The sequence below is a fragment of the Pseudomonas sp. SCPG-7 genome (genome assembly GCF_002156405.1).
Classification (GTDB): Bacteria; Pseudomonadota; Gammaproteobacteria; order Pseudomonadales; family Pseudomonadaceae; genus Aquipseudomonas; species Aquipseudomonas parakoreensis.
Window position 1 is genome coordinate 800,904 of the sequence record NZ_MVOO01000001.1, and the last position, 20,610, is coordinate 821,513.

The 20,610-nt window shown below is 59.0% G+C and carries 22 protein-coding genes; 13 read left to right on the forward strand and 9 right to left on the reverse strand.

All coding sequences use genetic code 11. The features are described from left to right. Positions 1 to 34 precede the first annotated feature (34 nt). Together B1722_RS03605 and B1722_RS03610 are read right to left on the reverse strand one after the other, a co-directional pair. Positions 35 to 1,180, reverse strand: a complete 1,146-nt coding sequence (locus tag B1722_RS03605) for a PQQ-dependent sugar dehydrogenase (protein ID WP_086791390.1) — start codon at positions 1,178 to 1,180, stop codon at positions 35 to 37. A 52-nt stretch (positions 1,181 to 1,232) separates the two neighbouring features. Then, on the reverse strand, positions 1,233 to 1,574 hold the full coding sequence (locus B1722_RS03610; RefSeq protein ID WP_086791392.1) for a hypothetical protein: 342 nt from the start codon (positions 1,572 to 1,574) through the stop codon (positions 1,233 to 1,235). Positions 1,575 to 1,766: 192 nt separating this feature from the next. Between B1722_RS03610 and B1722_RS03615 the strand changes: the two genes are divergently transcribed. After that, a complete protein-coding gene (locus B1722_RS03615) occupies positions 1,767 to 2,639 on the forward strand; it encodes a Ku protein (RefSeq protein WP_086791543.1) in 873 nt (290 codons plus the stop codon). Between the two features lie 135 nt (positions 2,640 to 2,774). Here B1722_RS03615 and lpxO read toward each other — a convergent pair whose 3' ends face one another. The 3 genes from lpxO to B1722_RS03630 all read right to left on the reverse strand — a co-directional run bounded on the left by lpxO (position 2,775) and on the right by B1722_RS03630 (position 5,301). Further along, entirely contained in the window at positions 2,775 to 3,674 is a 900-nt protein-coding gene (lpxO, locus tag B1722_RS03620; RefSeq protein ID WP_041064672.1) for a lipid A hydroxylase LpxO, read from the reverse strand. A 473-nt stretch (positions 3,675 to 4,147) separates the two neighbouring features. Continuing rightward, entirely contained in the window at positions 4,148 to 4,657 is a 510-nt protein-coding gene (locus B1722_RS29720; protein WP_256578836.1) for a hypothetical protein, read from the reverse strand. A 176-nt stretch (positions 4,658 to 4,833) separates the two neighbouring features. After that, positions 4,834 to 5,301: an anti-virulence regulator CigR family protein gene (locus B1722_RS03630; protein ID WP_041064396.1), complete on the reverse strand. Its 468-nt coding sequence runs from the start codon at positions 5,299 to 5,301 to the stop codon at positions 4,834 to 4,836. Positions 5,302 to 5,697: 396 nt separating this feature from the next. On the opposite strand from B1722_RS03630, the gene B1722_RS03635 reads away from it, so the two are divergent. Together B1722_RS03635 and B1722_RS03640 are read left to right on the forward strand one after the other, a co-directional pair. Then, positions 5,698 to 7,284: an ABC-F family ATPase gene (locus B1722_RS03635; protein WP_041064399.1), complete on the forward strand. Its 1,587-nt coding sequence runs from the start codon at positions 5,698 to 5,700 to the stop codon at positions 7,282 to 7,284. A 222-nt stretch (positions 7,285 to 7,506) separates the two neighbouring features. Continuing rightward, entirely contained in the window at positions 7,507 to 8,694 is a 1,188-nt protein-coding gene (locus B1722_RS03640) for an MFS transporter (protein WP_086791394.1), read from the forward strand. 65 nt (positions 8,695 to 8,759) lie between these two features. Here the strand turns inward: B1722_RS03640 and B1722_RS03645 are convergent, their stop codons facing one another. After that, positions 8,760 to 9,797: a dienelactone hydrolase gene (locus B1722_RS03645; RefSeq protein WP_041064406.1), complete on the reverse strand. Its 1,038-nt coding sequence runs from the start codon at positions 9,795 to 9,797 to the stop codon at positions 8,760 to 8,762. Between the two features lie 238 nt (positions 9,798 to 10,035). Next, entirely contained in the window at positions 10,036 to 10,647 is a 612-nt protein-coding gene (locus B1722_RS03650) for an FMN-dependent NADH-azoreductase (RefSeq protein ID WP_041064409.1), read from the reverse strand. 125 nt (positions 10,648 to 10,772) lie between these two features. Here B1722_RS03650 and B1722_RS03655 point away from each other — a divergent pair, with 125 nt between their 5' ends. Then, a complete protein-coding gene (locus tag B1722_RS03655; RefSeq protein WP_047294719.1) occupies positions 10,773 to 11,681 on the forward strand; it encodes a LysR substrate-binding domain-containing protein in 909 nt (302 codons plus the stop codon). Next, complete coding sequence (locus B1722_RS03660; protein WP_041064415.1) at positions 11,678 to 12,037, forward strand: MmcQ/YjbR family DNA-binding protein; 360 nt, start codon at positions 11,678 to 11,680, stop codon at positions 12,035 to 12,037. Before B1722_RS03655 ends, B1722_RS03660 begins: the two co-directional genes overlap by 4 nt. A 113-nt stretch (positions 12,038 to 12,150) precedes the next feature. Here B1722_RS03660 and B1722_RS03665 read toward each other — a convergent pair whose 3' ends face one another. Next, on the reverse strand, positions 12,151 to 12,579 hold the full coding sequence (locus B1722_RS03665; protein ID WP_086791396.1) for a DUF1294 domain-containing protein: 429 nt from the start codon (positions 12,577 to 12,579) through the stop codon (positions 12,151 to 12,153). Then, the gene (locus B1722_RS03670; RefSeq protein ID WP_041064421.1) at positions 12,576 to 13,406 is read right to left on the reverse strand and encodes an undecaprenyl-diphosphate phosphatase; all 831 of its coding nucleotides are present in this window, start codon (positions 13,404 to 13,406) and stop codon (positions 12,576 to 12,578) included. Before B1722_RS03670 ends, B1722_RS03665 begins: the two co-directional genes overlap by 4 nt. Positions 13,407 to 13,708: 302 nt before the next feature. Between B1722_RS03670 and B1722_RS03675 the strand changes: the two genes are divergently transcribed. The 8 genes from B1722_RS03675 (at position 13,709) to B1722_RS03710 (ending at position 20,592) form a co-directional block, all read left to right on the forward strand. Then, complete coding sequence (locus B1722_RS03675; RefSeq protein ID WP_086791399.1) at positions 13,709 to 15,343, forward strand: methyl-accepting chemotaxis protein; 1,635 nt, start codon at positions 13,709 to 13,711, stop codon at positions 15,341 to 15,343. 195 nt (positions 15,344 to 15,538) lie between these two features. Beyond that, a complete protein-coding gene (gene pnuC / locus B1722_RS03680; RefSeq protein WP_041064427.1) occupies positions 15,539 to 16,102 on the forward strand; it encodes a nicotinamide riboside transporter PnuC in 564 nt (187 codons plus the stop codon). After that, on the forward strand, positions 16,099 to 16,635 hold the full coding sequence (locus tag B1722_RS03685; protein WP_086791401.1) for an AAA family ATPase: 537 nt from the start codon (positions 16,099 to 16,101) through the stop codon (positions 16,633 to 16,635). Before pnuC ends, B1722_RS03685 begins: the two co-directional genes overlap by 4 nt. A gap of 323 nt (positions 16,636 to 16,958) precedes the next feature. Next, entirely contained in the window at positions 16,959 to 17,408 is a 450-nt protein-coding gene (locus B1722_RS03690) for a hypothetical protein (protein ID WP_041064432.1), read from the forward strand. Position 17,409: 1 nt separating this feature from the next. Next, positions 17,410 to 17,985 carry an adhesin gene (locus tag B1722_RS03695; RefSeq protein ID WP_086791403.1) on the forward strand — a complete coding sequence of 192 codons (576 nt, stop codon included), beginning with the start codon at positions 17,410 to 17,412 and terminating at the stop codon, positions 17,983 to 17,985. A 73-nt stretch (positions 17,986 to 18,058) separates the two neighbouring features. Continuing rightward, positions 18,059 to 19,057, forward strand: coding sequence for a heme utilization protein (locus B1722_RS03700; RefSeq protein ID WP_086791405.1), 999 nt, complete (start codon positions 18,059 to 18,061; stop codon positions 19,055 to 19,057). Positions 19,058 to 19,120: 63 nt separating this feature from the next. Continuing rightward, positions 19,121 to 19,801, forward strand: coding sequence for a C39 family peptidase (locus B1722_RS03705; protein WP_041064439.1), 681 nt, complete (start codon positions 19,121 to 19,123; stop codon positions 19,799 to 19,801). Between the two features lie 44 nt (positions 19,802 to 19,845). Continuing rightward, the gene (locus B1722_RS03710) at positions 19,846 to 20,592 is read left to right on the forward strand and encodes a hypothetical protein (protein WP_041064441.1); all 747 of its coding nucleotides are present in this window, start codon (positions 19,846 to 19,848) and stop codon (positions 20,590 to 20,592) included. Positions 20,593 to 20,610: the final 18 nt, after the last annotated feature.

Genomic DNA, 20,610 nt, shown 5'->3' on the forward strand with positions numbered 1-20,610 from the left:
CGCCACAGGACATCAGTGAAAATTAGAAGTGAAGTTATTTCAGGCCGACCTTGTACAGCGCACCGTCCTGCTCATCCGTCAGCACGTACAGATAGCCATCCGGCCCCTGCCGCACATCACGAATCCGCTGTTTAAGTTCGCCCAATAGCCGCTCCTCGTGCACCACCTTGTCCCCATCGAACTGCAAGCGGATCAGCTCCTGACTGACCAGCGCGCCGATGAACAAATTTTGCTGCCACGGCTTGAAGCGATCAGCGTCATAGAACGCCATGCCGGAAACACCCGGTGATTTCTCCCAGACATGGTGCGGGTCAACCGCACCTTCGACACTTTTGCCCTTGGCTTCGGGTATTGGTTGCAGGGAATAGTTGACGCCGTGGGTCGCCAGCGGCCAGCCGTAGTTTTTCCCACGCTCGATGATGTTCACCTCATCGCCGCCACGGGGACCGTGTTCGTTCTCCCAGAGAGTACCGTTCCACGGATTGAGCGCCGCGCCCTGCGGGTTGCGGTGGCCGTAGGACCAGATTTCCGGACGTACGCCGGACTGGCCCACGAACGGGTTGTCATCCGGCACCTTGCCGTCGGGGAAAATCCGCACGACCTTGCCCTGCAGTTTGTCGAGATCCTGCGCGGTCGGCCGATCATTGTTTTCGCCGAGGGTGATGAACAGATAGCCATCGCGGTCAAACACCAGACGTGAACCGAAATGGTTACCGGTCGAGAGCTTCGGCTCCTGACGGAAAATCACCTTGAAATCGCTAATCGTCTTCAAATCGTCCGACAGCCGGCCTCGCCCCACCGCCGTCCCGGCCTTATCCCCGGCGCCCCCGCCCTCGGCGTAGGACAGGTAGACCAATCGATCCTGTTTGAAGTCCGGCGACAGCACCACGTCGAGCAAACCGCCCTGGCCTTTGGCCCAGACCTTGGGCACGCCGCTGACGGGCTCGGAACGCTTGCCATCAGCGGTAATCACCCGCAGGTTACCCGGACGCTCGGTCACCAGCATGCCCTGACGATCGGGCAGAAACGCCAGCGCCCACGGATGCTCCAGGCCTTGAGTAATCGTGGTGACTTCAAGGGCGCCCTGCTCGCTCTGCAGCTCTTTGGGGGGCGCGGCGAAGGCTGGCACGCTGATCAACGCGCCGGCGCACAGCGTGGCTAGAAGGGTTTTACGCAACATGCACGATTCCTTTTGTTCGTTTCGAAGGCTGACAGGCGCTCAGGCCTGATGTTCAACGGTTGCTGTCTCCATCACGCGGCGGTGGGTTGGGAATGAATCTGGGTGGTGTACTCGGTACCGAGCGTTGCTGCTGACCATTGCCGATGCCGCCATTGCCAACGGTGGGCGTACTGGGCACCGGCACTGTATTCGGTCCGCGAATCACCGGCGCACTGGGCTGCGTGCCCTGCATGCTGTTGGGATTGGCGCGGCGAATCGGGCTGTTGTAGGGATTGTTGCTGTTGCCGGTGGGACTTTGTGCCAGCAACAGCGGCGCGGACGGTGCCGTGACCTCGGCATGTGCAAGACCTGCCCCAAGGAGCAGAACGATCATGCCGGGCAATATTCGGTTCATGGGATGGCCTCTCGATGCACAAGTGATAGAGCCTTCGAGTCCACGCTACGCCCCGGGTTCGGATTTGTTAACCCATCGCCCTTAAACAAGATGTAACACGGCTTGACCGACAGCACTGCTGTCTCCGGCAAACGCTGGAAACTTTCGCCGCCGGCTGCAGGTCACCTGAACATCATTCGCGGAGGACTCACCATGGCTCGGGCAATCTGGAAAGGCGCAATCAGTTTCGGACTGGTGCATATCCCCGTTGCGCTGGTGTCGGCAACGTCTTCGCACGGCGTCGACTTTGACTGGCTCGACAGCCGCAGCATGGATCCGGTGGGTTATAAACGGGTAAACAAAGTCACCGGCAAGGAAGTCACCAAAGAGCACATCGTCAAAGGTGTGGCCTATGAGAAGGGCCGCTATGTGGTGCTCAGCGAGGAAGAAATCCGCTCGGCGCACCCGGTGTCCACGCAGACCATCGACATTTTCTCCTTCGTCGATGCCGAGAAGATTCCACTGCAGAACATCGACACGCCTTATTACCTGGCCCCAGACAAACGCGGCGGCAAGGTCTACGCCCTGCTGCGCGAAACATTGAGCAAAACCAACAAGGTCGCACTTGCCCGCGTCGTCCTGCACACTCGCCAATATCTGGCGGCACTGATGCCACTGGAATCGGCATTGGTGCTGGTCAAACTGCGCTGGCCGCAGGAGGTGCGCGGCCTTGATGAGCTGGAACTGGGCAGCGAGGTGACCAAGCCGCAACTGGCCAAAGGCGAACTGGACATGGCTAAACGTCTGGTGCAGGACATGAGCGGCGACTGGAACCCGGAGGACTACAAGGACGAGTTTGAGGACAAGATCATGGCCTTGGTCGAGAAAAAGGCCCACGAAGGCAAGATCGAGGATGTCGAAACCGTGGGTGGCGAAGAGGAGCGCAAGTCTGCGGATGTGATCGACTTGACCGAGCTGCTTAAACGCAGTCTGGGTGGGAAAGCGCCGGCCAAGTCCAAGGCTAAATCGGAGAAACCCACGAAGTCCACGCCGGCAAGGAAAACCAAAAAAGCCTCTGGGGAATGAATATTCAACACCTGTCAGGTAACTGACAGGTTGCTTTTGAGACAGTCATCGCCAGCAGGCTGGCTCCCACGGTTCGAAATGCATTCCCCTGTGGAAACCAGTCTTCGGTAATGACAAACAGGCGCGACACAACAGTCAGATCAGAATGAAGATCGCCAGCAAACCGCCAAAGATCGCCCATTTTTCCATGTAGTAACGTGCGCGATTGCGCTTTTTCAGCTCTTTGCCACGCAGTCGCACTTTGTAGATCTTGGTAAACAGACGGTTGATCCCGCCGGTACGGTCGCCCGCATCGTTAGGCGCGCCTGCCGCCGACATCACGGTGCGACTGAACCATCTATTGAACGCTGCCGCCCAGCGATATTTCATCGGACGCTCGATGTCGCAGAACAGGATGATGCGGTTTTTGTCGGTGGTATTTTCGGCGTAATGGATGTAAGTCTCATCGAACATCACCGCTTCACCGTCGCGCCAGTGGTAGCTATCACCGTCGACGTTGATGTAGCAACCCGCGTCGTTCGGCGTATCCAGGCCCAAGTGGTAGCGATAGGAGCCCGCATACGGGTCACGGTGACGAACCAGTTTCGAACCCGGTGGCAGTTCGGCAAACATCGCGGCCTTGATCGAACCGATGCTCTGCACCAGTTCTGTGGTGCGCGGGCACAGTTTCATCGCCGACGGATGACTCTCGCCGTACCACTTGAGGTAGAAACGCTTCCAGCCACTTTTGAAGAACGAGTTGAAACCCACATCGTCGTACTGATTCGAGCGTTTGATCTCACCGGCACGCAGCAGGTCTTGCCCTTCCTGGCGAATTTCTTCCCAATGCGCCTGCAACGGGCTCAGGTCCGGAAACTCGGACGGATCGAGATAGGGCTTGTTTGGTTTCTTTGAAAACAGGTACAGAAAGCAGTTGATCGGCGCCAGAAACGTCGAGTGGTCGCTCAACTGACGGCCCAGTTTGTGACGCACACGACCACGAAGGTGAACGTATGCAATGGAAATGACATAAATAGCGGCAATGATGAGTTTCACGGAAATCGTCACACGTCAAAAGTGAACAAACTGCGCGCCTGCCGGCCAAAGGCCCAGGGTCTGATGCAGTGGCATGAATACAAATACTGTCCCGGTGGCACTTCCTTGAGCCCATGCCGTGAGCGGCTATTGGGTAATCGGATGGCATTTTAGCCATACTTTGTAACCAATGGTGAACCTGATCTGTGAAAAACTGTCGGCTGAATCTGCCAAACGGCAGACGCGACAGTACGCTCGTGCAGGCGCATGAGTGCTGACGCAGAGCAAAACAGCGGTTATTCCGGGAAGCGCCGCAGCGTTTGCGCTGAGCTTTGACGTGTACGTTTCAGCCGCTGCGTACCAAGCCAGATGTAATCCGCACCTGACTTGAAAATGGTCCGCGGGCAATGAGAAATGAGTTTGAAAGGATGAAGCGAAACCCGCCAGGTTGGAGCTCAACCGAGCATGACACCTGGCGGGTTGCGAGTAAGGGCTTATTTATCGGTGGAAAGGCTCGCCTTGCTCAATCCCTTGGTATTGTGATCGCCTGGCGTCGTGGCGGAGACCGCCGTGGCTTTCGACAACCCCTTGGTGTCCTTGGAATGCGCTACACCTGAAGTCGCCAGGCCGTGCCCGCGGTCGGTATTGTGGTCGCGTCCAATATGTTGGCCACTGACGCCATGATCCCGTACGGCCCTGCCGTCATGATCCGTTTCCTGGCCTTCAGCGCGGCCATTGCTGGAGACGCTGCCTGAGTGCCCGGCACTGTCGCCGCTACGGCCAGCGCTGCCGGCACCGCCGCCGTGACTGCCTCCACCGCCAGCGCCACCGGCGCCACCACCACCACCACCACCACCACCACCACCACCACCACCACCACCACCCCCACCATCTTTGGCGTGGGCAGAGGCCATGATGGACAGTTGAGCAGGCAGTAACGGCGCAGCAGCAAACATCATTACGCAGGACATGACGGCAACCAGATTTTTCTTTTTAAAACGCATGACGGCATCCACAGGGGTTGGTTTTACTGCCATCTGAGATGCATTCATTTAGATCTGGTTCACCCACAAGCGATCAGCGGAAGCCAATCGCCTTATATATAAGGTGGGTGAGAATGTATTGCTTTTACCTTAGGTGAACAGATTCAAAAAATCAGGTTCATTGACCTGCCATCAGACTAATCGAAAGCGCCATTCAGCACTTCGTAGATAAGCCCGCTCGCAATGGCCACCAGAATCAAGTCGGTGCCCGCCTGCTGCCACTCATATCCGTCGTAATGAGGCAGTCGCCCCGCCAGACGTCCATCCAGTTTTTTGGCGATGCCCGGCGGCAGCGGTTTGCCGCGCGCCAGATTCTTTTGAATACCGGGAGGCAACGCCGGACCAGGGCTCCAGTAGTCTCTGTAGCCGTTGAGCACGGTCAGCACACCGCTTCGATCGACCACAGGTGCATGATCCCAGTTGCCCGAACTGGATCCTTTGTTTTTGCCCCCTTGATTGCCATGTCCCTGGCTGTTCTGCGGGCCGCCCTTGCCGTTCCCTTTGCCGTTGCCATTGCCATTTCCGGGATCGGCCAATGCCGTTACAGAACTCACCGCCAAGGCCAGACAAGTAACAGACGCAACCAGTAAGCGTTTTTTAAACATGGCCGTCCTCTCATCGGAAACTCCTCGATGAAATGTAGACGACATCAGGCGTTTTAGTTCTTCCCATGATTGTTGGGAGCCCGCATCGACACTCGTGAATTCGATAGACCACGGCGTGAACGCGCATTTCACGCTCCCCGATGCAGGCAGTCTGCCGGTTCGTCAGCCTCCGCCATACAACTGCCGCATGACTTATGCGACAATGCGCGCAATGTCTGGCATGAATCCCGCCTTTAATGCCCAACAGCCTGGACGCCGTGTCCAGTTGCTGCTCTCACCCCTCGCCTGCTGGCTACCGCCAACACTGACCGGGTAGGGAAAAAAACGCTCCAAAATGCCCCAGAAATGGCCCAAGCGCCAAATGTGCGGCTCGCAACCCATTGATAGGTAAAGCAATTGATCTCCACAGCTAACATCACGATGCAGTTCGGCGCCAAGCCGCTCTTCGAAAACGTTTCGGTCAAATTCAACGGCGGCAACCGCTACGGTCTGATCGGCGCCAACGGTTGCGGCAAGTCGACCTTCATGAAAATCCTCGGTGGCGATCTCGAGCCGTCCGGCGGTCAGGTCATGCTCGAGCCGAACGTTCGCCTGGGTAAATTGCGTCAGGATCAGTTTGCCTACGAAGAATTCACCGTGATCGACACCGTGATCATGGGTCACGAAGAGTTGTGGAAGGTCAAGGCCGAACGCGATCGTATCTACTCGCTGCCGGAAATGAGCGAAGAAGACGGTATGGCCGTGGCCGAGCTGGAAACCGAGTTCGCCGAGATGGACGGCTACACCGCCGAATCCCGTGCCGGTGAACTGCTGCTGGGTCTGGGTATTCCACTGGAACAGCATTTCGGCCCGATGTCTGAAGTGGCGCCAGGCTGGAAGCTGCGGGTCTTGCTGGCTCAGGCACTGTTCTCCGATCCGGAAGTGCTGTTGCTCGACGAACCGACCAACCACCTGGACATCAACACCATTCGCTGGCTGGAATCGATTCTCACCGTGCGTAACAGCACCATGATCATCATTTCCCACGACCGTCACTTCCTTAACAGCGTGTGCACCCACATGGCTGACCTGGACTACGGCGAACTGCGTCTGTTCCCGGGCAACTATGACGAGTACATGACGGCCGCGACCCAGTCCCGCGAGCAACTGCTGTCGGACAACGCCAAGAAGAAAGCCCAGATTGCCGAACTGCAGACGTTCGTCAGCCGCTTCTCGGCCAACGCCTCGAAAGCCAAACAGGCCACTTCCCGCGCCAAGCAGATCGACAAGATCCAGCTGGCCGAGGTCAAGCCATCGAGCCGTGTCAGCCCGTTCATCCGTTTCGAACAGACTAAAAAGCTGCACCGCCAGGCCGTGACCATCGAGCAGATGTCCAAGGGCTTCGACGGCAAAACTTTGTTCAAGAACTTCAGCTTCACCGTTGAAGCCGGCGAGCGCGTGGCGATCATCGGCCCGAACGGTATCGGCAAGACCACACTGTTGCGCACCCTGATGGGCGAGCTGACGCCCGACGCCGGTTCTGTGAAATGGACCGAGAGCGCGGAGCTGGGCTACTACGCTCAGGATCACGCCCACGACTTCGAAGACGATGTCAGCCTGTTCGACTGGATGGGTCAGTGGACGCAGGGCGAGCAGGTGATTCGTGGCACCCTGGGTCGCATGCTGTTCTCCAACGACGAGATTCTCAAGTCGGTCAAGGTCATCTCCGGCGGTGAGCAAGGTCGTATGCTGTTCGGCAAATTGATCCTGCAAAAGCCGAACGTGCTGGTGATGGACGAACCGACCAACCACCTCGACATGGAATCGATCGAGGCGCTGAACCTGGCGCTGGAAAACTACCCGGGTACGCTGATCTTCGTCAGCCACGACCGTGAGTTCGTATCGTCTCTGGCCACGCGCATCATCGAGCTGAGCCCGAACGGCGTGACTGACTTCAGCGGCACTTATGATGACTACCTGCGTAGTCAGGGTGTGGTGTTCTAAAGATAGCGGCGAGCTTCCCGCTCCAAGCTTCAAGCGAGAGCCCTGTCGGTGTGACAGGGCTTTTTGCATTTCAAGGGATCGTGATTTTGTGCTGCGAAGCCCTTCGCGAGCAGGCCCTCAAAAGCACCACCGACTTCTAGTAAATTAGTTAGCCTGCTTCCTTTTATTTCAGCACCCAGCCATGATGCCGACTCTCCCACCGCCGCCCGCGAACGAGTCCACATGCCTGCGCAGCAACAGCCTTTGCAAAGCTCCCTGGCGATCACCCTGCAGATCGTCTCCATCGTTTTCTATACCTTTGTCGCTTTCCTGTGCATCGGCCTGCCGATTGCAGTGTTACCCGGCTATGTTCACGAGCAACTGGGATTCAGCGCGATCGTTGCCGGACTGGTCATCGGCTCGCAATATCTGGCGACTTTGCTCAGTCGACCGATGGCCGGGCGCATGTCGGACACGCTGGGCACCAAACGGGCGATTGTGTATGGCTTGTCGGGGATTGTGCTCAGCGGGCTGCTGACGCTGATTTCGACGCTGCTGCAGGATTTCCCGGTGCCGAGCCTGATTATCCTGATCATCGGTCGGCTGCTGCTCGGCGTTGCACAGGGTTTGATCGGCGTCGGCACCATCAGCTGGTGCATGGGCCAGGTCGGCGTGGAGCACACGGCAAGGTCGATCGGCTGGAACGGCATTGCCTCCTACGGCGCGATTGCGATTGGCGCGCCGCTGGGCGTGGTGATGGTTGCCGACTACGGCTTTACCAGCCTGGGCATTGCCCTTTCGGTACTGGCGGCGGCCGCTCTGGTGATCATCCGTAATAAACCCTCGGTACCGGTGGTGCGCGGCGAACGGCTGCCTTTTTGGGCGGTATTCGGGCGCATCGCACCGTATGGGGCCAGTTTGAGTCTGGCGTCGATCGGTTACGGCACGCTGACCACCTTCATCACCCTTTATTACCTCAACCGTGGCTGGAGCGGCGCCGCGTATTGCCTGACGGTATTCGGCGTGTGCTTCATCCTGTCGCGGTTGCTCTTCATTTCGGCGATCAGCCGTTTTGGCGGGTTCAATTCGGCCATCGCCTGCATGAGCATCGAAACCGTCGGCCTGGTGCTGCTGTGGCTGGCACCGTCGACCGCGTTCGCCTTGATCGGCGCGGGGCTGGCCGGGTTTGGCCTGTCGCTGGTGTATCCGGCGCTGGGGGTCGAGGCGATCAAGCAGGTGCCCAGTTCCAGCCGTGGCTCGGGGCTGGGGGCTTATGCGGTGTTCTTTGATCTGGCACTGGCGATTGCCGGGCCGTTGATGGGCGCGGTGGCGTTGAACCTGGGATATGCGTGGATTTTCTTCAGTGCGGCGCTGTTGTCGGTGCTCGGGTTGGGGTTGACCTTGTTGCTCAAGCGCGGGGCGGTGAGCTGAAAAACGAAATCAAAAGATCGTCCGAAGGCTCGGGCCGCGATCGGACGATCTTTGATCTTTGAACTTTATTGATCCGCGGTCTGCATCCCCGCCCGGCTCGGCCTGCCCAGCGTGCGCGAGAAAAACTGTCCGGCTTCGGAAATCAGGTTGCGGTGGATGTCTTCGCGATCCACGCCGTCAGCGTCGGTGCACAGCGCCGGCATGGCGCGGATCTGCTCTTCGTTGCACGGCGCCATGAACACGAAGTGCCCTGCCCCGGCCAGCAATTTGAAGTCCGGCGCGGTCGGCAGTTTGCGGGCCAGCGCCGCGGCGTTTTTGTCGAAGGCCACCAGTTTGTCGCCATCGCCGCTGTACAGCAGCACTGGCACATGCACGTCCGCGAGGGTGTGACGACCAAATTTGAGGCTCAGCGGCGCCATCAGCAACAGCGCATGCACGCGCGGATCGGCCACCGGTTGCAAGTCATCACGATCGACGATCAGTTCGCCCTGAGTGTTGCAGGCGTCACGGTCGTCCGGGCGCTCCTGACAGTACCGGCGCAGGCGATCCAGATCCGGCTGCGCGCCAGAGAGAATCAACGCGGTTTCGCCACCGGCCGAATAGCCGATCACCCCAACCTGATCGGCGTTGACGAACGGCGAGAGCATCGGGTCGCCGAGGGTGGCGGTGATCGCTTCGGAAATCTGGATTGGCCGCCCATACAGATTGCTCAGGGTACCGAGGCGGCTGTGGTCTTTGGAGTTGTCGCCGGGATGAATCACCGCGACCACCACAAAGCCCTTGCGTGCCAGCGAGGTGGCAAGGTCATGCAGCGCCAGCGGCGTGCCAGTGTTGCCGTGGGACAGCATCAGCATCGGGAAGCGGCCGATCGCGACCTTGGTGTCGGCGCCCGCCTCGACGGTGTAGCCCTCAAGCAGGCTGCTGTGCTCGCGGTCGCTGGAGGGATAGAAGGCGATGGCGCGCATCGGTTGCAGATCCAGCGGATCGAGGAATGTCATCTCGTGGTAACCGACACTCCAGACAGGGTGTCGCCCGGGCGCGGCATGCACTGAACCGAGGCTGCCAAGCAGGCAAATCAGTAACGTTGCACAAAGACGCATCATCGGATGGCCCACCCTGTGTTACTCAATCGAAAGATCCTTTGTGTTCCGACACGCCCGTAACCCTGAGGTTCGGTGATCCGGCGTGGCGTTGCACTCAGACGTTGATCGTTTGACTGCATAACCCGGGCCAGATTATGCAACAGTCTGAAACAAAAAACTCCGCACCTGGCCCTTGCAGAACCAGAATACAGAGTTTTTTGAGGCGCTACCTGAACGGCAGCTGGTCTTTACGCAATGCTTACGCAGCGGCGAACAGTTGCTCGGCGATCTTCGCCTGAGCGGCGCTCATTGCGTTGTTGCGCACTTCATCACCGTAGGCCAGACCTTCGGCACGGACGATTTCGATGTCGGTGATGCCGAGGAAACCGAGAACCAGCTTCAAATATTCTTCGTGGGCGATGCCGCTCGCCTGACCGGCATGGATGCCACCGGAGGTGGAGACGATCACCACTTTCTTGCCACCGCACAGGCCTTCAGGGCCGGCTTCGGTGTAGCGGAAAGTCTGGCCGGCAACGGCGACGCGGTCGATCCAGGCCTTGAGCTGGGTCGGCACGGTGAAGTTGTACATCGGCGCGGCGATGACGATGGCGTCGGCAGCGATGAATTCAGCCAGGGTCGAAGCGCTCAGCTCGGCTTCGTGCTGTTGCGCGGCGTCGCGCAGTTCAGCGGTGGTACCGGCAGCCACCAGAGTGGTCGACGAGAAGTGGCTGATGGCGTCGGCGGCCAGGTCGCGGTAGGTGACCACGGCCGCAGGTTCTGCGGCTTGCCAGGCTTTGACGACCTGGCTGCTCAGCTGACGGGAAGCGGAGTTGTCGCCCAGAATGCTCGAATCGATGTGCAGCAGTTTCATGTGGAATCTCCTGGAAAGAATCGCCGGCGGCGACGGAATGGAGACAATCCTACGGAAGAAACCAATAGCTGATTAGCCGCCGACAATGCGATAGTTCGTCCCACTGATAGAACGGTGGACTTTTCATGCAGGATCTCAACGATCTGTACTATTTCGCCAAGGTGGTCGAGGCCGGTGGCTTTGCGGCAGCCGGCCGCTTACTGGGCATTCCCAAGTCGCGGTTGTCGCGGCGAATCGCTGAACTCGAAGAACGCCTGGGCGCACGCCTGCTGCAGCGCACCACGCGCCAGTTGAATCTGACCGCTGTCGGCGAACGCTATCTGCGCCACTGTCAGGCGATGTTGCTGGAAGCGGAGATGGCCGACGAAGCCGTTGCCAGCATGTCCAGTGAACCGCGCGGGCGCTTGCGGGTATCGTGTCCGACCGGGCTGGCGCGAGAAATGTTGCCATGGGTAATCAGCGAATTTCTGGGCAAATTCCCCCAGGTGCAGCTGGAGGTGGTGCTGCTCAACCGCCGCGTGGATCTGGTCGCCGAGGGCTTCGACGTGGCGCTGCGCGTACGTGAACTCGGCGATGAGGATCCATTGCTGGTCACCCGCCGTCTGCGGCAGGCGCAAATGGTGGTGGTGGCCAGCCCGGCCTTTGTCGAAGGCAAGACCATTGCCCACCCGCAGGATCTGAAAAACCTGCCGGTACTTGGGGCGCTGGAAGCCGACCGCATGGTCCACGTGCGTTTGCTTGATCAGCAAGGCAATAGCGTCGAGCTGAATATGGAAGCGCGCCTGGGCATCGATGACTTTATCGTGCGCAAAGCCTGCGTGCTCGCCGGCCAGGGCTTCACCTTGTTGCCGATGATGTATTGCGAAGCCGATCTTGAAAGCGGCGCGCTGGTGCAACTGTTGCCCGAGTGGTCGTTGCCCGGCGGCTGGTTGCAGGCGGTGTATCCGCACCGGCGCGGGGTGATGCCGGCGGTGCGGGCGTGGATCGACCATCTGGTCGAATCGTTCAATGCGTGCGGGGAGCGGCTGTTATGAGCAAGGGAAAGATGAACGAAGCGGATGTCGCCGCCTTCTGCCTGGCCTTGCCGGGCGCGCGGGAGGATTACAAATGGGGCGGCGTGCGGGTGTTCTCGATTGCCGGCAACAAGATGTTTGCCCTGCAAGGGCTGCGCGGGGATTCATTGGCGTTCAAGGTCGACAAGGACCTGTTTCTCGGCCATTGCGACCGTCCGGGTATTCACCCGGCGCCTTATCTGGCGCGGGCACAGTGGATCATCATGCACCCGCCCTACCCGCTGGGCGCCGAGGAACTGCAAGGATTGCTGACGCGTTCGCATCAGTTGGTGGTGGGCAAATTGCCCAAAAAAACTCAAATCGGATTACTGCTCTAAACCCGCCTCTGTAGGAGCTGCCGCAGGCTGCGATCTTTTGATCTTGCTTTTTCAACGATCAAAGTCAAAAGATCGCAGCCTGCGGCAGCTCCTACAGGGGGATTTGCGGTGATTCAGAAGAGTGACAGCAGGTTCGAACCCAGAAACAACTGATCGATCCAGAACACCTGATGCAGCGCCACAATCACCCAGAACAGAATCTGAAACGACACCTTGCGCGTCTTGTGCCGGAATACCTGTTGGGCGATCAGCGCGCCGGGCCAGCCGCCGGCCAGTTCCAGCGCATGCAGGATGTTCTCCGGCGTGCGCCAGGCATCGGTGCGGGCCTTGCGCTTGTCTGCCCAGTACATGAAAAACGCCAGCACACTGACGACCCCATAAGCCGTCAACGGCACCAGCGAGATGCCGCGCAGCCACATCGACAGCGAGCCGAACAGCGGCAGCGTGCAGACAATCAGCAGCACCGCCAGTTTCAGTTTCAGATGCTGAATGCCGCCGCCGGACGGGCGTCCATCCGGGCGGCGTGCGCGGGAATCACTCATGGTTTGGCCGCCGACCAGTCCACCCAGCCGAACTGCCAGGTCGCCAGAATCACCAGACCGAAGACGATCCGGTACCAGGCAAACGCCGCGTAGCTGTGGCTGGCGATAAACTTGAGCAGACCGCGCACGGCAATCATGGCAAAGATAAACGCCGTGATGAAGCCGATGGCGAATACCGGAAAATCCGCCGGCACGAACAGGTGGCGATACTTGTAACCGGAGTACACCGCCGCACCGACCATGGTCGGCATCGCCAGGAAGAACGAGAACTCGGTCGCGGTCTTGCGCGACAGTCCAAACAGCAGACCACCGATAATCGTCGAACCGGAACGCGAGGTGCCGGGAATCATCGCCAGACATTGGGCGAACCCGACCTTCAGCGCGTCTTTCCAAGTGATCTCGTCCACGCTTTCGGCGTGCACTTCATGCTGGCGGCGCTCTGCCCACAACATGATCACGCCGCCCACCACCAGTGCGGTCGCGACGGTGATCGGGTTGAACAGGTACTGGTGAATCAGGTCGGCAAAAATCACCCCCAGCACCACCGCCGGCAGAAACGCGATCAGCAGGTTGGCGGTAAAACGCCGTGCACTCGGCTGGGTCGGCAAGCCAATCACCACATCGAGAATCTTGCGACGAAACTCCCAGACCACCGCGAGGATCGCGCCGAGCTGAATAATGATGTTGAACGCCATGGCCCGTTCGCCGCCGAAGTCGAGCAAGTCGGCAACAATGATCTGGTGTCCGGTACTGGAAATGGGCAAAAACTCCGTCAGCCCCTCTACAACTCCAAGAATCAGTGCCTGCAAGGCGATCCAAAGATCCATCAGTCCCCCAAAGAGCGATGCACGCTGGCATGCCCCGATAATATTTTTACGTTCACTGCGATCAGCGTAGCTGTTTATTGCTGTACCGATTCCGCGCGCACAGCATCCACACGAAACGGTCAAAATTCCGTGAAATATCAACTTGGATTCAGGTTTTCGCGCGCGGGGCCGAAATCCTAACAGACAAGCCTTAATAGTGCTGCGGCGTTATACGACTTGGGTCGCGTATGCCCGACCACTCAAACGTGGTTGGATGCTGGCGTTGATTTATTACAAGAAAAAGAAATCGGAGTGGCAGCGTTATGAACAGCTTGCGCAGTGTGTCGATCAGCCGACGCTTGTGGCTCATTTTGATTGTGGCCGTGGTCATGTTGTTGACCTTGGGTGTGTTGATGCTCAAGCAGATCCACGATGACCTCTACCACGCCAAGGCGCAGAAAACCCAGCACGTGGTGCAGACCGCGAGCGGCTTGCTGAGCTACTACCACGACCTGGAAACCGCCGGCACCCTCACCCGCGACGCCGCACAGAAGCAGGCACTGACCGCCATTCGCGGACTGCGCTACGACCAGAGCGACTACTTCTGGATCAACGACCTCACCCCCGTGATGGTCATGCACCCGACCAACCCCAAACTCGAAGGCCAGAACCTCTCGGCGATCCGCGATCCGGACGGTTTTGCGGTATTCAACGAGATGGTCGCGATCGCCAAAAGCAAAGGCGCGGGCATGGTCGATTACCGCTGGCCGAAGCCCGGCGCCAGCGAACCGGTCGCGAAGACGTCCTATGTAAAACTGTTCGAGCCGTGGGGCTGGATCCTTGGTTCCGGGGTTTACGTCGATGATGTGCAGAGCGAGTTTCGCGGTCAGTTGATCAAGGCTTCGGTAATCGGCCTGGCGATTGCGCTGATCATGGCCCTGCTGGTGATCTTGATTGCCCGCAGCATCGTGCGTCCGTTGCAGGAAACCGTGAACGCCATGGCCAATATCGCCAGCGGCGAAAGTGACCTGACGCGCAGCCTCGATACCCATGGCCAAGACGAAGTCACACAGCTGGCGCATCACTTCAACGCCTTCACCGCCAAGCTGCGCCGGGTCATCGGTGACCTGCAGATCTCGGCCAGCGCCCTGGGCCAATCGTCCAGCGAACTGGGCAACGATGCGACCCAGGCCCAACAACGCAGCCAGCAGCAATCGCAGCAGATGGAGCTGGTGGCGACCGCGATCAACGAAGTCACCTACGGCGTGCAGGATGTGGCGAAGAATGCCGAGCATGCTGCCGCTGAAATGCGCGATGCCGAAGCCCAGGCGCAGCAGGGCCAGATCAACATCGACGGCAGCCTGCAACAGATCGACAGACTGTCCGGCACCATTGACCAGGCGGTCGAAGTGATCCGCACCCTCGCCGCCGAAAGCACGCAGATCGGCAGTGTGCTGGAGGTGATCCGCTCGATTGCCGAGCAGACCAACTTGCTGGCCCTCAACGCGGCCATCGAAGCGGCCCGTGCCGGTGAACAGGGCCGGGGCTTTGCGGTGGTGGCCGATGAAGTGCGACTGCTGGCGCAGCGCACGCAAAAGTCGACGGCGGAAATACAGACCATGATCGAGCGCCTGCAGAACCATTCCGAAGCGGCCGTGAAGGTCATCGGTGACAGCAGCAAGGCCTCGCAACTGACCATCGAGCAGGCGGGACTGGCCGGCGCGAGCCTGAATGCCATCGGCCAGGCGCTGCGTAATCTCAACGGTCTGAACGCCTCGATTGCCAGCGCGACGCTGCAACAGGCGCATGTGGTCGAGGACATCAACCAGAACGTCACACAGGCGGCCGGCCTGTCTCACAGCACTGCGCTGGCGGCGGAGCAGTCAAGTGCGGCGAGCGTGAAGCTGGCACAATTGAGTGAACAGCTGAACCAGCTTCTGCGCCAGTTCCGCGTCTGACCTAACCCCCTCTGTGGGAGCGAGCTTGCTCGCGAAGGCTTGGTGTCAGTCGATAGAGTCGTTACTGATAAAACGCTTTCGCGAGCAAGCTCGCTCCCACAGGTGGGCCAGGTGCCCCGTCAAAATCGGCAAGGCTCGCTCCCACAGGTTTTTGGGTACAATCCGCTCCCTCCTCAACTCCCTCAAGGAACCCCCATGTCCGGGCTTGAACTGTTTGCCGCCGCCCTCGGTGTGATTGCCGTGTGGCTGACGGTCAAACAGAATCCATGGTGCTGGCCGATCGGCCTGGTCATGGTGTTGCTGTACAGCTGGATTTTCTATGACGTGAAGCTGTACTCGGACATGTTGCTGCAAGTGATTTACGCCGCGCTGCAAGTCTACGGCTGGTGGCAATGGACCCGCGCCGGGACAATGCATGACGGACGCGACGTCACGCGTCTGGATCGGCGCTCGATCCTGCTCGGTCTGAGTGTGGGCGCACTGGGCAGCCTGCTGCTGGGCGCGGCCATGGCGCACTGGACCGACGCCGCACAGCCATGGCTTGATGCCGCACTGACTGCTTTCAGCCTCGTCGCACAACTCTGGATGGCGCAGAAACGCCTGCAATGCTGGGCGCTGTGGTTCGTGCTGGATGTGATTTTCGTCGGCCTGTTTCTTTACAAGGGCCTGTACCTCACCGCCGCGCTGTATGCCCTGTTCACCCTGATTGCGGTGCAAGGCTGGCGAGAATGGCGCGCCGATCCGGCGTTGCAGCGATGAAGGTGGTTGTCCTCACCGGCCCGGAATCCACCGGCAAGAGCTGGCTGGCCGCTGGCCTACAGGAGCACTTCGGCGGCCTGCGGGTGGACGAATACGTGCGCTGGTTCATCGAGCAAAACCCTCGTGATACCTGCCTCGACGACATCCCCGCTATCGCTCGCGGGCAGTTGCAGTGGGAAGATCAGGCGCGGACGCAGCAACCGCAGTTACTGATTCTCGACACCCATTTGCTGAGCAACATCCTGTGGAGCCGTACCCTGTTCGGCGACTGTCCGACATGGCTGGAGCCCCAGCTGCTGGCGCGGCATTACGACTTGCACCTGCTGTTGTCCCCGAAGCAGATCGACTGGACCGACGACGGCCAACGTTGCCAGCCCCAACTGAGCGAACGCCTGGCGTTCTTTCAGGCCACCCGCGACTGGCTGGAACAGCACAAGCAGCCGTTGCAGATCATTCAGGGCGATTGGGATCAACGCCGCGTTCAGACCTTTGAAGCCGTCGCCCGGTTATTGGCTGATGGATCCATCGAATAGCTCCATTCAGGACGAAAGTGTCCATTCCTGAAACACCTCCCTGCGCGCAAAGCGGCCAGTTCAATGGCCTTCATCATTTTGTCAGGACATCTGTTTCGCCAGTGAAACAGTCCCCGGCAAACCCTTGTCCCAGAGCTTTGCGCCGCCATGCAACCTGTGGGCGTCTGCACGACTGTTTCAGCGTTGAAACAGCTTCTGTATCAACCCTGCGCGGCCCATCGCCAACCCGTTGAAAATCAACAACAACTCAAAAGCGGCACAGCTTTCGCTCTCTCCTTCCCAACGCTGACAAGAGCCAGCCCACTGAAGAAGGAATTGCCGCCGTGGGGAATTTCAATAAAGGCCTGACCTGCCTTCTGCTGATTGGATCAGCCGCCAGCACTTTCATCAGTTTCAACGTTCAGGCCGAAGGCAATGGCGTGATCGTTCTCAACCGCGACGTCCAGCCCATTCCAATCGGACGCAGCGGTGGCAAAGACCCCTATCCCACCACGGTCAATGCCAACCCTTCCGATCGAATCCATCAAGCGATGACCAGCACCGAACTCAGTGACGGTGAGTTCGCCAGTGTCGCCAGTGGCGCTTCGATCCGCAGCAACATGATCACGCCGAACTCGGACATGCCCGGCATGAATGTGCTCACCAACCCCAACGGCCTGCCAGGCATGAGTGCCGGTCATGGTGGCGGCGGTGGCGGCACGATCTCCAACACGATCAATCGCTCGTTGAGTACCGGTCTGGCACCGCTGACCCGCATGGCTGGAGGTCAATGAGATGAATCATTCCCTGCTGCTGCTTGCTCTCTTCGGCTGCGCCAGCGCCATGGCCGCCGAGCCCGGGTCAGTCAACAACGCCGACATTCAGGACACCGGTGTGCAGTACCGCGGCAACTTCAACGTCAACCAGGCCGCTGGCGACCAGATGCAACAGACCAATACCAAAGCGATCGCCATCGGCACCAACGCTAGCGCCACAACCATCGTCAGGCAAAAGCTGGATACCCCAGCCAACCCGTCGATGAACGCCAGCGCCACCATTGGCGGCACCTCTTTCAGTAATGGCAACGGAATCCTGGGCGTGAACCAGGGTGCCGGGGCCAACAACCAGATGGCCAACGTGACGCGCGTCAGCATCAGTGCTGCCCCGCAAAGCGTTGACGACAGCGCCCTGTCGCAACAGAACGTGGCGCTTTTACCGAGCTCAGGAGCAACTGGTACCTCACCCGGCAGTCGCCAGGTCACGACAAGTGATCAGGCCTTCACCGGCAGCCGAGGGGTAATCCAGGTGAACCAGAGTGCCGGGGTGGGGAACCGTATGGCTAACACCCTGAGCATCCGGGTCGCTGACTGACCCAAACAACAAAAGCAGTGCAATTAGAAAGTACCAACACTTAACCAACTAATAAGCACGATGGAGAAACACCATGAAAACTACAATGGCTCTCAAACCACTGGTTTTCGCACTTGCAGCAGTAATGGCAATGGCGGCTCAAGCAGGCGGTAATGATCATGGTAACAATGGTAGTCACGGTCACAACCCTCCTCCACCAAAAGGCCCTACCCTGGAAGAACTGCTGCAAATCGGCGCAGGTGCCGGTGCCGCAGTACTCGACGTGCAGAACAATGCCGACAACACCGTCCTGAACCAGGGCACTCAAAACAACGCCGGCATCAGCGGCTCGCTCAACGGCGCCAACGGTAACGTCGGCGCAAACAACGTGGCCGGTGACGGCAACCAGCAAGACAACGCCGCTGCACTGGCAACTGCCGACGAAAGCTTCATCTTCGGCTCTGCGGTGTCCGCTTCCAGCGCCACTCAAGTCAACAGCAACAACGCCGTTAGCAACTACTCCGCCACCAACAACGCTAACATGAACAATGTCGGCAACAGTGGCTCGGGTAATATTGGCGTGAACAACGCTGCCGGCAACTTCAACCAACAGAAAAACAACCTGGCAATCGCTGTGTCCGGTGGCCGTGTAGCGCAAGCCGCTGCCGCTGCCAACCAAAGCACTACCGGTCTGCAAGTCGGCAACAACGGCACTCAGACCTTCAAGAAAGATACCCTCACTGGCACCGTCGCCGCCGTCGGCGTGTTCGGCGCCGTGGGCGAAGCTACCATCAAGGGTGACAGCCACGGCGGTGGCGGTTACGGCAATGACGACAGAGGCCATGGCGGCAATGGCGGTAGCAAAGATCAAAAAGCTACCTTCGAAGCTGTCGGTGCCTTCGGCCTGGCGGGTGTGACCACTCAACAAGTGCTGACCCCAGACGGCTGGAAAAACCCTGTCACCAACACTGCCAGCATGACCAACGTAGGCAACAACTGGTCGGGCAACGGTGGCTTCAACAACGCCTCCGGTGTGGGCAACCAACAAAGCAACTCGCTGTCCATCGCTGCAGGTTGCAAAGCCTGCATGTAATCGCGATCGAAACGAAAGCCCCGGAAACGGGGCTTTTCCTCAGTCCGCAAAGGCGTATCGATCATGCGTAAGACTGCCTTTATCGCCCTGCTTTGCCTGTCCGGCCTGACCCAGGCTGCCCAGATGCCCGTCGCTGCCCTGCCCGGCGGCGTACTCGTCTACAAAAACGTGCAAAGTATCCGTGAGCGCAAGTTTGCCGACATTGTCGAACAGAAAACCGATTTCAGCTGCGGCGCCGCCGCACTGGCCACGGTATTGCGCCAGGCCTATTGGCTCGACGTCGATGAGGAGCACATCATCAAAGGCATGCTGGTCAACGCCGACCAGGACCTTGTTCGCACTCAGGGTTTTTCCATGCTGGACATGAAGCGCTACGTAGAAAGCATCGGCATGCGCGCCAGGGGTTACAAGATTCCACCGGAGAAGCTCGACGCAGTCACAATCCCGGTGGTGGTACTGTTGGAAATTCGCGGCTACAAGCATTTCGTGGTACTGCAGCGTTCGGACAAGGATTGGGTTTACATCGGAGATCCCGTCTTAGGCCACAAACGCTACACCCATGATGACTTTGTCAAAGGTTGGAACGGCATCGTCTTCGCCATCGTCGGCCCCGGTTATGACAAAACCAATGCATTGCGCTCACCACCGACCCCGCTGACGGCCAAGAACAAGCTGGATAACTTCAACCCTGTCAAAGATGCTGAATTGATGGACTTCGGGTTCATACAGAGCGACTTCTTTTAATCGCCGATTATAAAGAATGGGGCTGGATGTCCCGGGAGCAGCAGATGAAAACCTCATACTGGCTGGCCGCCGCCTGCCTGGCAGCGAGCGCGTCAGGCTATGCCAATGCAGGGTTCAAACCTATCGAAATCCAGGATCAGGAGCTGTCACAGCTTCGAGGTCGTTACGTCATGCCGGGGCGGATCATCAGCTTCGGCATTGTCATGAGCAGTACCTGGCGCAACGCCAGCGGTGATCTGATCGGCGCTGCGACGTCGATGCAAATCCAGGCCGCCACGATCAAACCGGAATTTTATGTCTCGACCATCAAGGAACAGGGCAACGGCAGCACCCCGACGCCGGGTACTGGCAATGTCATTGGTGGTGCGGCACTCAACAGCAGCCAGGGCGTAACCCAAAGCGTACGCGCCGCCGGCGACGGCAACACCGCCAACAACAACGTGGCGATCAACGTAAAAGAGGCCAACACCCCTCCTCCACTGGCCCCTGCACAAGGCCAGGCCCTGATCGCCGGGCAAACCATCGGTGCCAGCAATGCCGCTGGCAACGTCGCCGTTTCGGCCAGCAGCAGTGGCGTGCAAATGGCGATCCAGGCCTCGGGAAATCAGGGCACTGCCCTGCAACAAATCGCCCAGGGCGGCCTGCTGCAGAACACACGCCTGCTGGGCAGCGCCAACGTGGTCAACAACATGACCCAACTCAATGTTGTACTTAATAATAACGGCATCAGCCCCGGCGCACTGGACTGCAACCTGACTCAACTCAGGGCACTACGCAATATCGGATATTGAACTACGCTGAGTCTCGAT

Coding starts and splice junctions, on each gene's coding strand:
- pnuC (WP_041064427.1), top strand. CDS start 15,539: ATGTCCGGGCTTGAACTGTTTGCCGCCGCCCTCGGTGTGATTGCCGTG.
- B1722_RS03630 (WP_041064396.1), bottom strand. CDS start 5,301: ATGTTTAAAAAACGCTTACTGGTTGCGTCTGTTACTTGTCTGGCCTTG.
- B1722_RS03695 (WP_086791403.1), top strand. CDS start 17,410: ATGAATCATTCCCTGCTGCTGCTTGCTCTCTTCGGCTGCGCCAGCGCC.
- B1722_RS03615 (WP_086791543.1), top strand. CDS start 1,767: ATGGCTCGGGCAATCTGGAAAGGCGCAATCAGTTTCGGACTGGTGCAT.
- B1722_RS03685 (WP_086791401.1), top strand. CDS start 16,099: ATGAAGGTGGTTGTCCTCACCGGCCCGGAATCCACCGGCAAGAGCTGG.
- B1722_RS03610 (WP_086791392.1), bottom strand. CDS start 1,574: ATGAACCGAATATTGCCCGGCATGATCGTTCTGCTCCTTGGGGCAGGT.
- B1722_RS03670 (WP_041064421.1), bottom strand. CDS start 13,406: ATGGATCTTTGGATCGCCTTGCAGGCACTGATTCTTGGAGTTGTAGAG.
- B1722_RS03650 (WP_041064409.1), bottom strand. CDS start 10,647: ATGAAACTGCTGCACATCGATTCGAGCATTCTGGGCGACAACTCCGCT.
- B1722_RS03660 (WP_041064415.1), top strand. CDS start 11,678: ATGAGCAAGGGAAAGATGAACGAAGCGGATGTCGCCGCCTTCTGCCTG.
- B1722_RS03700 (WP_086791405.1), top strand. CDS start 18,059: ATGAAAACTACAATGGCTCTCAAACCACTGGTTTTCGCACTTGCAGCA.
- B1722_RS03675 (WP_086791399.1), top strand. CDS start 13,709: ATGAACAGCTTGCGCAGTGTGTCGATCAGCCGACGCTTGTGGCTCATT.
- B1722_RS03605 (WP_086791390.1), bottom strand. CDS start 1,180: ATGTTGCGTAAAACCCTTCTAGCCACGCTGTGCGCCGGCGCGTTGATC.
- B1722_RS03655 (WP_047294719.1), top strand. CDS start 10,773: ATGCAGGATCTCAACGATCTGTACTATTTCGCCAAGGTGGTCGAGGCC.
- B1722_RS03705 (WP_041064439.1), top strand. CDS start 19,121: ATGCGTAAGACTGCCTTTATCGCCCTGCTTTGCCTGTCCGGCCTGACC.
- B1722_RS03665 (WP_086791396.1), bottom strand. CDS start 12,579: ATGAGTGATTCCCGCGCACGCCGCCCGGATGGACGCCCGTCCGGCGGC.
- B1722_RS03645 (WP_041064406.1), bottom strand. CDS start 9,797: ATGATGCGTCTTTGTGCAACGTTACTGATTTGCCTGCTTGGCAGCCTC.
- B1722_RS03640 (WP_086791394.1), top strand. CDS start 7,507: ATGCCTGCGCAGCAACAGCCTTTGCAAAGCTCCCTGGCGATCACCCTG.
- B1722_RS29720 (WP_256578836.1), bottom strand. CDS start 4,657: ATGCGTTTTAAAAAGAAAAATCTGGTTGCCGTCATGTCCTGCGTAATG.
- B1722_RS03710 (WP_041064441.1), top strand. CDS start 19,846: ATGAAAACCTCATACTGGCTGGCCGCCGCCTGCCTGGCAGCGAGCGCG.